The organism is Erythrobacter sp. JB3-1, assembly GCF_057364995.1.
In genome coordinates this window covers 634,333-648,411 of record NZ_CP200289.1, presented here as the reverse complement: position 1 = coordinate 648,411, position 14,079 = coordinate 634,333, and the positions used below count along the sequence as shown (strand labels likewise).

General features: G+C 59.1%; 15 protein-coding genes and 1 tRNA gene. 10 read left to right on the top strand and 6 right to left on the bottom strand.

The window, feature by feature from the left end; all coding sequences use genetic code 11:
- Nucleotides 1–15: 15 nt before the first annotated feature.
- Nucleotides 16–1,749, bottom strand: coding sequence for a fatty acyl-AMP ligase (locus AC0V6M_RS03100; RefSeq protein ID WP_486137403.1), 1,734 nt, complete (start codon nucleotides 1,747–1,749; stop codon nucleotides 16–18).
- Between the two features lie 134 nt (nucleotides 1,750–1,883).
- Here AC0V6M_RS03100 and AC0V6M_RS03095 point away from each other — a divergent pair, with 134 nt between their 5' ends.
- The 4 genes from AC0V6M_RS03095 (at nucleotide 1,884) to AC0V6M_RS03080 (ending at nucleotide 4,093) form a co-directional block, all read left to right on the top strand.
- Nucleotides 1,884–2,552: a regulatory protein RecX gene (locus AC0V6M_RS03095; protein WP_486137402.1), complete on the top strand. Its 669-nt coding sequence runs from the start codon at nucleotides 1,884–1,886 to the stop codon at nucleotides 2,550–2,552.
- Nucleotides 2,549–3,079, top strand: a complete 531-nt coding sequence (locus AC0V6M_RS03090; RefSeq protein ID WP_486137401.1) for a DUF192 domain-containing protein — start codon at nucleotides 2,549–2,551, stop codon at nucleotides 3,077–3,079. The genes AC0V6M_RS03095 and AC0V6M_RS03090 overlap by 4 nt, the downstream gene beginning before the upstream one ends.
- 97 nt (nucleotides 3,080–3,176) lie before the next feature.
- Nucleotides 3,177–3,602 (top strand): NADH:ubiquinone oxidoreductase subunit NDUFA12, encoded by a 426-nt coding sequence (locus tag AC0V6M_RS03085; protein WP_486137400.1) that lies wholly within the window; start codon nucleotides 3,177–3,179, stop codon nucleotides 3,600–3,602.
- 5 nt (nucleotides 3,603–3,607) lie between these two features.
- A complete protein-coding gene (locus AC0V6M_RS03080; RefSeq protein WP_486137399.1) occupies nucleotides 3,608–4,093 on the top strand; it encodes a DUF2155 domain-containing protein in 486 nt (161 codons plus the stop codon).
- Here the strand turns inward: AC0V6M_RS03080 and aat are convergent.
- The gene (gene aat, locus AC0V6M_RS03075; RefSeq protein ID WP_486137398.1) at nucleotides 4,042–4,773 is read right to left on the bottom strand and encodes a leucyl/phenylalanyl-tRNA--protein transferase; all 732 of its coding nucleotides are present in this window, start codon (nucleotides 4,771–4,773) and stop codon (nucleotides 4,042–4,044) included. The two genes, AC0V6M_RS03080 and aat, sit on opposite strands and share 52 nt — an antisense overlap.
- 103 nt (nucleotides 4,774–4,876) lie before the next feature.
- Between aat and AC0V6M_RS03070 the strand changes: the two genes are divergently transcribed.
- Nucleotides 4,877–4,952, top strand: a tRNA-Trp gene (locus AC0V6M_RS03070).
- Nucleotides 4,953–5,537: 585 nt separating this feature from the next.
- Here AC0V6M_RS03070 and AC0V6M_RS03065 read toward each other — a convergent pair.
- On the bottom strand, nucleotides 5,538–7,055 hold the full coding sequence (locus AC0V6M_RS03065; RefSeq protein ID WP_486137397.1) for an alanine/glycine:cation symporter family protein: 1,518 nt from the start codon (nucleotides 7,053–7,055) through the stop codon (nucleotides 5,538–5,540).
- Nucleotides 7,056–7,377: 322 nt separating this feature from the next.
- Between AC0V6M_RS03065 and secE the strand changes: the two genes are divergently transcribed.
- The 5 genes from secE (at nucleotide 7,378) to rplA (ending at nucleotide 9,757) form a co-directional block, all read left to right on the top strand.
- Nucleotides 7,378–7,587, top strand: a complete 210-nt coding sequence (gene secE / locus AC0V6M_RS03060; protein WP_486137396.1) for a preprotein translocase subunit SecE — start codon at nucleotides 7,378–7,380, stop codon at nucleotides 7,585–7,587.
- Nucleotides 7,588–7,656: 69 nt separating this feature from the next.
- A complete protein-coding gene (gene nusG, locus AC0V6M_RS03055) occupies nucleotides 7,657–8,193 on the top strand; it encodes a transcription termination/antitermination protein NusG (RefSeq protein WP_472644252.1) in 537 nt (178 codons plus the stop codon).
- Between the two features lie 39 nt (nucleotides 8,194–8,232).
- The gene (locus tag AC0V6M_RS03050; RefSeq protein WP_486137395.1) at nucleotides 8,233–8,430 is read left to right on the top strand and encodes a hypothetical protein; all 198 of its coding nucleotides are present in this window, start codon (nucleotides 8,233–8,235) and stop codon (nucleotides 8,428–8,430) included.
- 197 nt (nucleotides 8,431–8,627) lie between these two features.
- Nucleotides 8,628–9,059 carry a 50S ribosomal protein L11 gene (gene rplK, locus AC0V6M_RS03045; RefSeq protein ID WP_472644255.1) on the top strand — a complete coding sequence of 144 codons (432 nt, stop codon included), beginning with the start codon at nucleotides 8,628–8,630 and terminating at the stop codon, nucleotides 9,057–9,059.
- Nucleotides 9,060–9,061: 2 nt separating this feature from the next.
- Entirely contained in the window at nucleotides 9,062–9,757 is a 696-nt protein-coding gene (gene rplA, locus AC0V6M_RS03040; RefSeq protein ID WP_472644256.1) for a 50S ribosomal protein L1, read from the top strand.
- 157 nt (nucleotides 9,758–9,914) lie between these two features.
- Here rplA and AC0V6M_RS03035 read toward each other — a convergent pair whose 3' ends face one another.
- From AC0V6M_RS03035 to AC0V6M_RS03025, 3 genes are read right to left on the bottom strand one after another with little or no spacing between them, the layout of a single operon-like run.
- Nucleotides 9,915–10,841, bottom strand: coding sequence for a GNAT family N-acetyltransferase (locus AC0V6M_RS03035; protein WP_486137394.1), 927 nt, complete (start codon nucleotides 10,839–10,841; stop codon nucleotides 9,915–9,917).
- Entirely contained in the window at nucleotides 10,841–11,875 is a 1,035-nt protein-coding gene (locus AC0V6M_RS03030; RefSeq protein ID WP_486137393.1) for a polysaccharide deacetylase family protein, read from the bottom strand. The genes AC0V6M_RS03035 and AC0V6M_RS03030 overlap by 1 nt, the downstream gene beginning before the upstream one ends.
- Before the next feature lie 12 nt (nucleotides 11,876–11,887).
- Entirely contained in the window at nucleotides 11,888–13,948 is a 2,061-nt protein-coding gene (locus AC0V6M_RS03025) for a GMC family oxidoreductase (protein ID WP_486137392.1), read from the bottom strand.
- Between the last annotated feature and the right edge of the window lie 131 nt (nucleotides 13,949–14,079).

Here is a 14,079-nt window from a genome sequence, read left to right as displayed (position 1 = left end):
GGGTGATCTGAAGAACTAAGCCGCCAATTCCAGCGGAACAATCTCGCCTGACAGATACAGTTTCTTCGCCTTCGCCCGGCTGAGCTTGCCAGAGGAGGTGCGCGGCAAGGTGCGCGGTGGCACCAATTCCACGACGCAGCTCATTCCGGTGACAGAGCGGACCTTGTCGGCGATCTGTTCGCGCAGGTGAATGCGCTCGGCCGGGTCAGAGACGCGGCAATGCACCAGCACAGCGGGCGCTTCCTCGCCATTGTCGGTTTCAATCGAGAACGCAGCGATATCGCCGTGGTTGAAGCCGGGCAGCTGCTCAACCGCCCATTCGATATCTTGCGGCCAGTGGTTCTTGCCGTTGATGATGATCATGTCTTTGGCGCGGCCGACGATGAACAAATAGCCATCGGCCAAATATCCCATATCGCCGGTGTCGAGCCAGCCATCGACGAGGCAATCCTCGGTCGCTTCTTCATTGCGGAAATAGGAGTGCATGACGCTGGGGCCGCGGCACCAAACCTTGCCGATTTGATGATCGCCGCGCGCATAGCCATCTTCTCCGCGAATCTCGACATCCATATCGGGCAGGGTCTTGCCGCAATTGACGATCGCGCGGTAGCGGGCCGGGCGCGAGATGTCGCGCGGAGTGCCGGACAGGCGCTCTTCCTCGACCAGCTCAACCCGAATGCCTTCGCCCGGAGGCATGACGGTGACGGCCAGAACCGCCTCGGCGAGGCCGTATGACGGGGTAAAGGCGCTTGCCTTGAAGCCAGCATCGGCAAAGGCGTTGACGAAGCTTTGCATAACGTCCGGGCGGATCATGTCCGCGCCATTGCCCGCCACGCGCCAGCGTGAGAGGTCAAAACGTTCCGCAACATTGCTCTGGCTGGAAATGCGGCGCGCGCAAATGTCGTAGCCAAAGGTTGGTGAGTAAGAGAGCGTGCCGCCTTTATTGCGGCTGATCACGTCGAGCCACGCCAGCGGACGGCGCGCAAACGCATCTGGTTTGAGATAGTCGCCGGAAACCTGATTGGCGATCAGCGACAGGAAACAGCCGACCAGACCCATATCGTGATACCACGGCAGCCAGCTGACGCAGCGCTCGTTCTCGCCCAGCTGCATGCTGGTGGAATGGCCATAAAGATTGTGCAGCAAGGCCCGGTGCGTCACCGCAACCCCGGTTGGGAAACGGGTCGAGCCAGAGGAATATTGCAGATAGCAAATATCTTCTGGATCAGCTTTCGGCAGCTCGCATTCGGGCGCGTCGCGTTTTGCAAAGTCCTCATAACTTTCACTCGCGCAATCTTGGCGATCCGCCGCCGCGCTTGCCATTTCAGCGATCTCTTCTGGGTAGATCAGGATTTTAGGGTCGGAGCTGTTCAATTGCACAGCGAGCTGATCGATGAAGCTTTCCTTGCCGCCAAAGCTGGTCGGCAGCGGCAATGGCACCGGCCACGCGCCAACATAGACGCAGGCGCAGAACAGGGCGGCAAAGTCCGGTCCGGTTTCCGCGATCAGCGCAATGCGATCTTCCTTGCCAATTCCGCTCGCGATGAGGCGGCGGGCCATAACAAGAGCGTCTTCCCGAAGCTCAGAATAGGGATAAACGCGCTCTAATTGTCCACGCATATCATGGAAGTTGAGGCCCTTTTGGCTCTTCGCAGCGTAGTCAATGGCGTCGTTGAACGTATCGAACTGCGCTCTGATGCGCGGCAATTCGCAATCATTCGGCGTCGGCGTCAATGCGGCGTCGGTCATAATTTTCTAGCGAAACCCGTCAGTTACAGCGCGGCACAGCACGCCAAATCCCGTCTGCGTTACGCGCTGGACATCATATCCAACACGCTTCACACTTAGGTATTTGATAACGAGTGTGGCACGAATAAGGCAATATGGTTTCAAAAGATACCAAAGCATTCTCGTCACCCGGCGCTAAAAAGGGCGCAAGAAACGACTGGGCGAGCCGTAAACGCCGTCCGCTCGACGAAACTTCCTTGCGTGATTTGGCACTTTCTTATGTCGCTCGCTTTGCGACCAGTGGGGCGAAACTTGAGGCCTATCTGGCGCGCAAAATTCGCGAACGCGGCGTCGCGGGGTCCGAAGACGGCGAAAACAGCGCTCAGCCCCGACTTGATGTGCGCGCTATTGTCGAGCGGCTGATCGAGCTCGGCTATGTCGATGATGCGGCCTACGCCAAGGCAAAGAGCCGCGATATGATGGCGCGCGGCCTTGGCGCGCGGCGGGTGGATCAAGCGCTTTATGCAGCAGGCATTGAAGAAGGCGTGCGCAGCGATCAGGCCCCGAGCGAGGCAGCGGCCCGGCATGCGGCGATATTGCTCGCAAAGAAACGCCGCTTTGGCCCGTTTTGCCAGAAAGACATGGACCCCAAGCTGCGCGAAAAGCAGATTGCAGCAATGCTAAGAGGCGGGCATGACTTTGCCGCCGCGCGCTTTATTATCAGCGCTGAAAACGAGGAAGAGATCGAACAATGGTTAGCCGAGGCGCAGGACGAGGACAACGAGAGCGGGGAGTTTGGCCCCGCGGGCGGGGGACTGTGGTGAGATCCGCTGCGCTCATGCTCGCAGCCATGCTGGCCGCATGCTCTCCAGCAGAGGCCGGACCAGAGCCAGCGGGCAGCCAATCGGCCAGCGGCGGCGCTGATACGGCGCAGGCAAGCAATGAGGCCGTGCGCTATCATCCGGTTTCAACTCTGCAGGTGATCGATGTCACCATCGAAAGCGCGGCCGGCACACATGTGTTCAACACAGAGCTGGCCATTACCCCGCAAGAACAAGCGCGCGGGCTCATGTTCCGTACGGAGCTGGGCGATGATGAGGCGATGCTGTTCCCGTCTTACCCGCCGGAGCAGCGCAGCTTTTGGATGAAGAACACACCGCTCTCGCTCGATATCATCTTCATCGGGACCGATGGCCGGATCAGCAATATTGCCGCCAACACCGTGCCATATTCGCTCGAATCGGTGCCTTCAAAAGGGATCGCCAGCGCCGTGTTTGAAGTGCGTGCGGGCCTGTCAGAAGAGCTGGGGATCAAGCCGGGCGACCTCGTTACCTACAAGCTGCCAGAGTAACCTGCGCTCTGGTTGGCGCGCGAAGGGCAGGAGAATGCCCAAATCCGCGTGCTGAGGCGCTTGAAGCCAGCTTCGAATCATACTAATCGCTTCGCCCATGGGATTATTCGGAAAAATCTTCACTTGGTGGGACGGCGCCACCATCGGCACGCTCCTGTGGTCTGGCCGCAATGGCGAGCACGTTGGCAGCGATGCGCAGGGCAATAAGTATTATCGCCAGAGCAAGAACCCGCGCGCGGATGGCAAGCCTGATGGCTCCAACATCAGCCGCGAGCGGCGCTGGGTGATCTACAATGGCGCCAACGATTCCAGCCGGGTGCCATCAGAATGGCATGGCTGGCTGCACGGCTCGTTTGATGACGTGCCAGAGAGCAATCTGCCCCCGGCGAAGATTTGGGAAGCGGATTACACCCCGAATGCGACCGGCACAGCGCAGGCTTACCGCCCGCAAGGCGCGCTGGAAAAAGGCGGCAAACGCGCCCGCGCTGTCGGAGATTACGAGGCGTGGACCCCGGAGGGGTGAGCCTGATGCGCGCGGCCTTCATTCCCGTCTTGGCGCTGGCCTTGGCTGCGTGCGACAGCGGCGCTCCTGAAGCGGAGCCTGCCGCCCGCGCGACCGAAGTGCCCGAAGGCTTGGAAGGCTCTGAAGTTTCCGAAATTGACGTTGAGGAAGTCGAGGGCGCAACCCCGATGACCGAACGCGTGGCGACCATTGGCCTGCTGAACAAGCGCAACAATGTCAGCCAGAATTTTGAGATTAAGCCCGGTGAGACCCGCCGTTCTGGCCCGGTCGTGATCCGCTTGCAGGCGTGTGAGCGCACCGCTCCATGGGAAATGCCGCAGGAAACCGGCGCCTTTGTCCAGTTACTGGTGCAAGAGCGCGGCTCAGATGATTTTGGTACGGTCTTTTCTGGCTGGCTGTTTAAGAACTCGCCCAGCCTGAATGTGGTCGAGCACCCGGTCTATGACGTCTGGGTCAAAGACTGCGCGATGGCCTTCCCTGGCGAAGAGTGAGGCGGGGAATGAATGCCGGGATCGGCGAATTCTCTAAACGCTTGATTAAGACTGAGCCGAGGCGGCGCCTCGCGCGCTTGCTCAACCAATTTCAGATAGTCTGACTGAGGCATTTCGACCGCGCCCAGTGAGGCGAGATGGTCGGTCATGAACTGGCAGTCGAGCAGCTCATATCCGGCATGCCGCAGCAGTGCCACCAGCCATGTGAGCGCGACCTTGCTGGCATTGTCCGCGCGCGAAAACATGCTTTCCCCGCAGAATACCCGGTCAAACGACACGCCATAAAGCCCGCCTGCGAGAATTGGCGCGCTGCCGCCCTCGTCATCAGGCGTGATCCAGCATTCGATTGAATGCGCCGATCCATGCGCGTGCAACTCTTTGTAGCTGGCGATGATGCGCTCACTGATCCAGCTTTCCGGATGGCCCGGGCGCGGCGCGGCGCAGGCCTGCATCACAGCGCCGAAATCGCGGTTGAGTGTGACGATAAAGCGATCCTGGCGCACGGTCTTGCGCAAAGATTTCGACATACGAAACGTATCGAGCGGCACAATCGCCCGCTCGCGCGGCTCGACCCAAAACACATCAGGATCATCGCGCCGGTCTGCCATTGGGAAAATGCCGCTTTGATAGGCGAGCAGCAGCATGTCGGGCGGGATCGGCGGGGGGAAGGGCGAGTGCATATCGCGCTCGCCTATAGCAGGATGACACGCGGCCTCACCATAAGTATGTCGATCTTGTGTTGCCTATCGCGATTTGCTGATCTAATGCGCAGCCCGCCCATGCAGGGGCGTAGCTCAGTTGGTAGAGCGTCGGTCTCCAAAACCGAAGGTCCAGAGTTCGAGTCTCTGTGCCCCTGCCATTTTCCCACATTCGAAAAACAACGCCAGCGACTCGAACGCGCTGTGCCTGCGCGCGTGCCGATTGGCTGCGCGGTGACCCAATGCGCCACTGAAAACTGGCCCGCCGGAGAGATTGTCGCGTTCCGACAATTATTGGCGGGTCAATTGTGGGTACACCGTAGTTGAACAGTCGTTCCTTGCGAACGACTTTGAGCCATACGAAACCCCGGCCCGGCGCGACGACCATCTCGGTGGGCCAGCAGCATGGAGCTATTCATGGAAAGGCGTCTGTCAGGTGTAATCAGCCCAAACGGCAGCAAACGAGATCATTGGTCTGGCCCTAGACCATACACCGATGAGCTGCTGCGGCGGAAAAAGCACGGCCCCATCCGCCCGATGGACTGTGATGAACCTGGCGCAGGCGAGCGCTTTGTTCGCTTGTTTTTCAGACGCTGAACCAGGGGCCGTCTTACTGCGGTCCGATAACTCCAACTGTCTCATACCCTAAAAGGGCCGGTCTGTACCTGGCAGACCGGCCCTTAATGGTTTTGGTGAAGGGGTGAGGTCGGCTGGTGGAGCCGGCCTTAGCCTTAGTATTCTTCAGGCTATTCCGGCGTGTCGGCCCGGTAATCCTTGCCCGCTGTCTTATCGCCTTGGGCGAGCTTGAACACCACGCCCGATAGTAAGACCAGAGCCAAGAGGTTCGGCAATGCCATGGCCGCGTTTGAGATATCGCCGAGACGCCAGACCAAAGTCAGGTCGAGCGTGCTGCCGAGATAGATCACAACGCACCACAGAACGCGCCAAATCATGTGCAAGATTTTCTCGCCGCCCCGGGTCGAGCCGGGGATACGGTCGTAGATGAATGTGATCGCGCGTTCGCCGTAATAGCTCCAGGTGAGCAGGGTGGTGAACACAAACAGGATCAGCGCGGTCGATGCGATCAGCGTTCCGATTGGAATGCTTGCGATCTCAAGTGGGAAGGCTGCGGCGAATGCGCCGGACGTCATGGCAAAGCCTTCGAGGTCCGAATTCCATGCATGTGCCACCGCGACACCGTCGCCAGTGAAGTCGCCTTGCACCGTCAGGATCACCAGCGCGGTCATGGTGCAGATCACAATCGTGTCGATGAAGGTGCCCAGCATTGCCATGCGGCCTTGCTGCTGCGGATCATTGGTTTGCGCCACCGCGTGAGCGATTGGGGTCGAACCCTGGCCTGCCTCGTTAGAGAACAGCCCGCGCGCCACACCGGCCCTGATCGCCAACATAATCGCCGCACCAGCAAAGCCGCCGGTTGCCGCCTGCGGGTTAAACGCACCGTGGAAGATCAGGCCAAAGGTCGCTGGAATATCGCCAATGTTCAGGATCAGCGCGATGATTGCCATGATGATATAGGCACCCGCCATGAACGGGATGATCTTCTCTGCGACGCCGCCGATGGACTTAATCCCGCCGATGATCACGATGAACACCGCGATGGCGACAATCGCGCCGCCGATGGCTTCTTCAATGCCAAACAGCTCGTTAAGGCCATCCGCGACCGCATTGGCCTGGATTGAGTTGCCAGTCACAAGCGCGGAGAACAAAGTTCCGAGGCAGAAGAAGATTGCGAGCCAGGTGTATTTTGGCCCGAGACCCATCATAATGTAGCTCATCGGGCCGCCGCGATAGACGCCGTCGCTGGTCTTTTCGCGGTACCGGATCGCAAGCGAGCCTTCCGCAAATGCCAGCGCCATACCGATCAGCGCGGTCACCCACATCCAGAAAATCGCGCCCGGTCCGCCGAGCGCGATGGCGGTGGCCACACCGGCGAGGTTACCCGTGCCAACTTGGCCAGAAAGAGCGGTCGACAGGGCGGCGAATGGAGAAATCTCTCCCTCGCCTTCGCCCTTGCGGCTTTTGAACAGGCCTTTGAAAGAGCTGCCCAATTGGCGGATCGGGAAGAACCGCAGGCCGAACATGATGTACAGGCCAATGCCCAGCAAGATGATCGTCATCGGCGGAACCGGCTGACCCGCGATCTGCAAGATCTGCTCGCCGTTCCACGTGCCGCCCCAGATGAAGTCTGAAACATTGGTGACGCGATCGATCAAACTCATCGATCCGGTGTCTGTTGCTGCCATGATTCGGCGATCCCCCAAGGAATTGAATTTGTAGCGAATGCCCAGGGTAATCCCCTAGGCATGAAGCGACGCACGCTAGAGCCGCGCCTGCGCCTTGGCTAGCATTTTAACTTTCCCTGTGTGAGCGGCCTCCAAATTCGGATTTCGCGAGCGAGAGCGCTTGCTATTGCTGCGGCTCGCGAGTAAGCACGCAGCCGTCTTTCAGACATTGATATTCAGACCAGCCCCTCCCGGACCTTGTTCGGGGCGGCGTAGAACCCTACCTGAAAGTCTATGGCGGAAAGACCCGCGAGAGTATTCAAGGACGATAAGGCTTAGCATTATGGCCGAAGAGAAAAAGAGCAGAACATCACCCGCTGAGTTCATGAACCAGGTTCGGTCTGAGACCAGCAAGGTTGTGTGGCCGACGCGTGAAGAGACGATCCGCACCGCGATCTTCGTCTTTATCATGATGGTGATCTTGTCGTTGTTCTTCCTTGCCGTCGATTCTGTCTTCAGCGCTATCGTCAGCTGGCTGCTCACACTCGCATAAATTGGCCCGCGGCGGGGATCACCTCCCGCTCGGCTCATCGGTTCATTTTCGACTTTCTAGGGATTAATCATGGCTCGCTGGTACATCATCCACGCTTATTCGGGCTTCGAAAACAAGGTCAAAGAGGCGATCATCTCTGAGGCTGAGCGGCTTGGCCTGTCCGAGGGCGTCGAGGAAGTCGAAGTGCCGACCGAGACCATCACCGAAGTGAAGCGCGGCAAGAAGGTTCAGGTCGAGCGTAAGTTTATGCCGGGCTATGTTCTGGCAAAGCTGCGGATGAATGACGACATTTATCACCTCGTCAAAAACACCCCGAAGGTCACCGGCTTTCTGGGCAATAACAACAAGCCGCAACCGATCAGCGAAAAAGAGGCCGCGCGCTATTTTGGCGGCGTCGAAGAAGCCAAGGCTGCGCCGAAGCAGCAGGTCAGCGTCGATTACGAAATTGGCGACAGCGTCAAAGTGCTCGACGGTCCATTCGCCAGCTTCAATGGCGTGGTGGAAGAGCTCGACTTCGACAAGGCGAAGGTCAAGGTTTCCGTCTCGATCTTCGGCCGGGCAACCCCGGTTGAGCTCGACTTCGAACAGGTTGAACTGGTCAAGTAGCTTGTTGTCGTTGCACTAAAGGCGGCAAAAGCGCCTTCTGTGAAGACCAAACCATCAATCTGCCGCAAGAAAGCGCGCTTTGCCTCTGTTGAAGAGGCTGAGGTAGCCGCCGAGGCAGCACCGTTTAAGCTGCGCGCCTATCGCTGCGATCTGTGCCGCAAGTATCATCTAACCAGCCGGACCAAGGGCATGAAAACCCCGCGGGCAGAGCTGGCGCGTTTGCGCGGGCAAAGCTGAGCCGTTCTCAGGCTGGTTTATAGACCGCGTCTGACCGTCAATTTGCTTGCATTTTGGGCGCGCGTGGCTATTGCGCCTGCTTCCCCAGCATTGCTGAAGGAAATCTCGTGTGGGAGGCTCATGCAAATGGGCTGTTTGACCGCTTAACATGCAGGTGAGCTGAAACGCGCATCTGACAGTGTGAAAGGAGGCCCTACGTGGCCAAGAAAATTGAAGGCTATATCAAGCTGCAAGTTCCAGCTGGTACAGCAAACCCATCACCGCCAATCGGCCCAGCATTGGGTCAACGCGGCGTGAACATCATGGAATTCTGTAAGGCGTTTAACGCTGCGACACAGGACCTTGAGAAGAACGCTCCGATCCCAACCACCATTACGGTTTATGCGGACCGCTCGTTCACCTTCACCACCAAAACCCCGCCAGCATCGTACTTCATCAAGAAGGCTGCGAAGCTGAAGAAAGGCTCTGGCGAGCCGGGCAAGGTTGTTGCTGGATCGATCAAGACCAGCGCGCTGAAGGAAATCGCTGAGGCGAAAATGGCTGACCTCAACGCGAACGATATTGACCAGGCTGTGAAGATCATCGCGGGCTCTGCTCGTTCGATGGGCCTCGAAGTGGTGGAGGGCTGATCATGGCGAAGCTTACCAAAAATCAAAAACTGCGCGCTGAGCTCGATTCAGAAAAGCTCTACGGCGTTGACGACGCGATCAAGACCCTGCGCGAGCATGCGTCTAAGAAGTTCGACGAAACCGTCGAAATCGCGATGAACCTGGGTGTTGACCCGCGCCACGCCGACCAAATGGTCCGCGGCATGGTCTCGCTGCCATCGGGCACCGGTAAAGACGTGAAAGTTGCTGTGTTTGCGCGCGGCGACAATGCGGACAAGGCCACCGCCGCTGGCGCTGACAAGGTCGGCGCGGAAGACCTTATGGAAGACATGCAGGCTGGCAATCTCGACTATGACCGGATCATCGCGACCCCGGACATGATGGGTGTTGTTGGCCGCCTCGGTAAGGTGCTGGGTCCAAAGGGCCTGATGCCGAACCCGAAGCTGGGCACGGTCACTCCGAACGTTGAGCAAGCCGTTAAGGACGCCAAGGGCGGCCAGGTTGAGTTCCGCGTTGAGAAGATGGGCATCGTCCACACCGGCATCGGCAAGCTGTCGTTTTCTGACGATGCGCTGAAGGCAAACTTTGAAGCGCTGACGCAAGCGATTGTCAAAGCCAAGCCAACCGGCGCAAAGGGCAAGTATGTGAAGAAGGTCACTCTGACCTCGACTATGGGCCCAGGCGTTAAGATTGACTTCGCGGAAATCGAAGGCGCGTAACTTTCGCTCGCGGTTATCGAGCTGCGCTCGCACCTGCGCGGGCGCGGCCTAACCGGCCGGCGCGTAGTCACGCTTTCGGTAGCTTCGCTACCGAATGATCTTACGGACAAAACCGTTAAAAGGGGCTGGGAGCTGACGCTTCCGGCCCTTTTTGTATCTAGGCCCTTAGCAATCCGCGCATTTTGCCGAGCGCGCCTGTGCGAGCCGCCAGGCTCTTTGTACCAGCGACCAGATTGTCGAAGCCTGCTCGTCCGCTCAGCAGAGCCCGGTTGGCAAGTGTGGGCTCCAGCAAAACGAAGCTCGTGCAATCTGCGCTGTCGGTGCCGAACATAGCTTTGTGCGAGCCGGTGCCTTCGGTGAAATCGAAGTAAGCAAAGCGCGCTTCCGCGAACAGACGTTCCAGCGCCTCCATTTGCAATACGGTGCCCGGTGACCAGCGCGACCAGTCCGGGTCATAGCCAAGATGCGCATAGACCAGTGTTTCGCCGGTGATCGGCAGCGCGAGGTAGGCAATCGCGTTGCTGCCAGCGTGCAGCAAATAGCAGCGCATTTCGCCTGCCTCAGCCTTGGCGAGCATTTCAGCATGCGCCTCGGGTGTCTCTGGCAGTCCGGCATCAAGCAGGCGCGCCTGATAAGTCTTGGCCGACAAAGGCAGGGCGACTTTCAGAAACGCCTCAACCTCTTGCGGAGTGCGATGCTCTGTGATCGCGAAGCTCTCTCCGGCTTCGCTCGCGAGCTTTCGCTGTTTACGCCGGAGCGTTGAGCGGGTCTTGCCGGAAAAGCGGGCGAGGTAATCCTCATAGCTGGGACAGATCCCGGGGCGCATATCGATATAGTGGCGCTGATAATCCTGCCGCCCGCCGATCAGATGCTGCGGGAACTGCGCTCGGATCGTTGGCACAGCGGAACGCGGTGCGGACAGGACGCGCATCCCGTCCTGCCCAGACTGCGGCGCAATTAAAGGCGCGTCATCGGCGGCCAGCACGTCTTGTAAAGTGAAGGCCCAGGTCGACAGTTCCCGGCCAACGGACAACAGTCGCCGCGAACCGACGGTGAAGTCAATCGAGGTGCTGGTCCCAACCACTAAAGCGATCCGTAAAGCGTGTTCGAGGCAAGTTGCTCCGCCAGACGCCAGCCTGTGCGCAGCGGGTTTGCAGGCAGCGGATCGGAGGGAAGCGGGTTAGAGGCCGAGCCATGCAGCGGCGGGGTGTCACGGTAATTGCCGCTGGTCACGCCTTCCATATCGGCGAGCGCTGCGCACAGCCCTTCAAAGCGCGCGTTCACGACTCGGTTCAGCGTCCTCTTGCTGCGATTGACCAGCTCAAAACTGTGGGTCACCAGCGTGAAGCTGGGCTGATTGGTGCTGCGCGCATAGCACAATGCGGCGGTCATCTCGCCCAGCGATAGCGCGGTCAGTTGGGCGTGCCGGAGCCCGCCGGTGATGGTCGCAATCGCGCCCACGGGCACTTCGATGATGCCCTCGTGCAGCAATGGTGAGCGGTCGCGCTCTGTCAGGTCAATCTCGCATAGGCCGCGCCCAACCAGAGCGGGGCAGTGGCTGCTGTCATAGCGGATGCCAATGGCGGCTAGCGCTCGTAAGGTATCGTTGTTCGCGCCATAATTGCCCGCTCTAAAGGCAACCGGTTTCGGCGCGCCCGCCGCGATCAAAACATCGCGCGCATATTCGAGCAGCCGGCATTGCTCTTCGAAGGTGAAGTCTTTGATATTGCCGCCTGTGCGGTCTTTGATGACGGCATTGGACCCAGCGAATTTCAGCCATTCGGTGTGGCAATGCGGCTGGATATCCTGCCCAGCCTCTATGATCGGTCCGACCACATCCTCAATCGCGGCAATGCCCCAGACCATAGCGGGCATGGGATCGACGAAAAACACCGCCTTTACATCGTGCTCGGCGAATTTTGCCAGCTTGTGGGTGACCCCCGCTGGGCCATCGGGGGTGATGCAGGCGATGGAGCGCGCAAAATTGTCTGCGCGCGCAGCCTTTGCCGAGCCAGTGAACAGCCCGGCGGAATACTCGGTATCAATCGTGATAAATGCCTGCGTCATCGCGCCTGCGGGATAGCGGAAAAGGGTTAAAGGGTCGTTTGAGCGACCCATGCCGTAATACCGTTATGCGAAGGCAGAATGGGCCATCGCCATGGTAAACATTTGCGCGTTGATCCGGATGGAGGAAGGGAACACGCTCGCATCGGCAACATAGAGGTTGCCTGTGCCATGCACCTTCAGGTCTGCGCCCACCACAGAGCGATTAGGATTGGACCCCATCACATTGCCGCCTTGCGGGTGAGAGGTGCTGACGATGAAGTCGTGCCCGTCCTTGAGGTGCTGCTCGACCAAAGCCTCGATATCGTCGCCTGGCCGCACGGTGACATTGCTGGAGGTGGGGAGATAAACCTCTTCCGCTCCGCCGGCGAAGTGCATCTTTACCGCATCAACCACAAACCCACGCAATTGCTCGCGGTGCTTGCGTTTCAGCTTCACCCGGAAATGCCCGCCTTTGACCTCGCCCATATCGCTGACCGGCATGAGGATGCCGAGGCACACGAGGTTGGAATAGGATTCCATCCGGCGGACGTATTCGCCGAACCATCCGCCCATCGAGGCTGAGAATGTCGCGGGTGGGTGGAACCAGCTCTCGATCAGGTGATCGCCGCGGTCGACATAAGTGCCCATTTGCACGCCGTCCCAGCCGCTCACCGCGTGCGGCATTTTGGCGATCACGGGGCAGGCGAGATTGCAGGCAATCTGCTCACCAACGTCAGCAAAATCGAACCGCTCCATCAGCGCCGATGAGGCGCCTGTACCAGCGGCAATAATCGCGCCCTTGGCAGGGCGAATGCGCACATGGCGGCCATTTTGCCGCGCCTCAACCGATTTCACCGGCTTGTTGTGCAGGTTCCAGCCAATGTTGATGCGAAAGGCGGCGGTGTTCTCCGCAATGCGCGCGCCGGCTGCCAGCGCGTCTTTCAGCAGAGTTTGGACGACCGAGCTCTTGCGATCATAGGGGCAGCCAGAATTGCAATAGCCGCAGCCCCAACATTCGCGCGCGCCGTGCCCGTAATTCTTCTCAAACCGCGCGGCCTCGACATTGGCATCGTCTACTCGGCCATGGCCCTGAGCCTTAAACGCGTTCCAGGCATTGCGTAGATGCGCGCCGTTGGGCCCAGAAATCTCCTCGGGGATCTCGGCAATGCCCAGCCGGGTCCACAAATGGTCAAACGCCGCAGTCAGCTTGCCGCCCGCGTTCACATCGACGCCGTATTCGTCTTTCCAATGCTGGATCACATCTTGGGTGCGCGGATGCGGATTGGGTTGGTCAGGACGGAAGCAAATGCCATTGTTCACCAGCGATGACCCGCCAATGCATTCCGCCTGCAGGATCGCAATTTCGCGGTTGCTGGAGGTCATCAGCCCGCCGCCAATATACATGCCCGCATATTGCTCTGCGTCGCGGTGACGGATTTCCGCTGTTGACCAATAATCCCCCTTTTCGATGATCAGAACATTGTCGCCTTTGGCCGCGAGCGCTGCAGCCGCAGCGGCTCCGCCCGCGCCGGAGCCGATCACCAGCCAGTCGCAATCTTCCGTGTCAGCCAGATCGCTGCAGGTGAGATCATCCGTATCTGTAAATGGCTTTGCATTGGCGCGCGATTGGGGCGGGACGAAACCGATCCCGTTCCAGCTGCCCGGCTGCTGATAATAGGCGGAATAGAACACCGTCCTCAGCCGCCCGAGCGAGCGGATGATCCCAAAATCAGCCTCGGCAATCTTGTCGGTCAGGCGCTGCTGGCGCTCTGCAATGGAAAGCTCTGTGAAGCTGCGCCGCAGCCACAGCTCCAGCAGGAACAGACCGCGTTTTACATCCACGCGGGTGCTGTCAGGCAGGATAGCGATCCAGCGCATCGCATTGTTGACGATGTCTTCGATTGTGCCGCTGGGCGGTGCACCGCCAAACAGGGCCTCGACATAGGCGTGCTCAAAGCTCGCGCGGCGCTGAGCCACGACTTCGATCAAATTGTCATCCACCTGGATGGAATTGGCCTCAGCCCGGTTGATCGCCTCGCCTTCGAGCGCGACCGCGCCGGCATCGCCGATGATATAGTCTGCGCGCTCGCCATCCGGCCCCGCTTCAACGCGCACAACCGGATGGCCATCCGCAGTCTTTCCCAAGGGTCGCACATTACTCGGCGCAAGTGCGGTAATAACGGAAGGTGATGGGTTAGGCATCGCACAATCTCCCCTTTGCTCAGGCAAGGAGAAGATGGCGCAATTTGCTTTTGTTCGAAATAGAAATAACGGCG

Coding starts and splice junctions, on each gene's coding strand:
- AC0V6M_RS03100 (WP_486137403.1), bottom strand. CDS start 1,749: ATGACCGACGCCGCATTGACGCCGACGCCGAATGATTGCGAATTGCCG.
- AC0V6M_RS03095 (WP_486137402.1), top strand. CDS start 1,884: ATGGTTTCAAAAGATACCAAAGCATTCTCGTCACCCGGCGCTAAAAAG.
- AC0V6M_RS03085 (WP_486137400.1), top strand. CDS start 3,177: ATGGGATTATTCGGAAAAATCTTCACTTGGTGGGACGGCGCCACCATC.
- AC0V6M_RS03080 (WP_486137399.1), top strand. CDS start 3,608: ATGCGCGCGGCCTTCATTCCCGTCTTGGCGCTGGCCTTGGCTGCGTGC.
- aat (WP_486137398.1), bottom strand. CDS start 4,773: ATGCACTCGCCCTTCCCCCCGCCGATCCCGCCCGACATGCTGCTGCTC.
- AC0V6M_RS03065 (WP_486137397.1), bottom strand. CDS start 7,055: ATGGCAGCAACAGACACCGGATCGATGAGTTTGATCGATCGCGTCACC.
- secE (WP_486137396.1), top strand. CDS start 7,378: ATGGCCGAAGAGAAAAAGAGCAGAACATCACCCGCTGAGTTCATGAAC.
- nusG (WP_472644252.1), top strand. CDS start 7,657: ATGGCTCGCTGGTACATCATCCACGCTTATTCGGGCTTCGAAAACAAG.
- rplA (WP_472644256.1), top strand. CDS start 9,062: ATGGCGAAGCTTACCAAAAATCAAAAACTGCGCGCTGAGCTCGATTCA.
- AC0V6M_RS03030 (WP_486137393.1), bottom strand. CDS start 11,875: ATGGGTCGCTCAAACGACCCTTTAACCCTTTTCCGCTATCCCGCAGGC.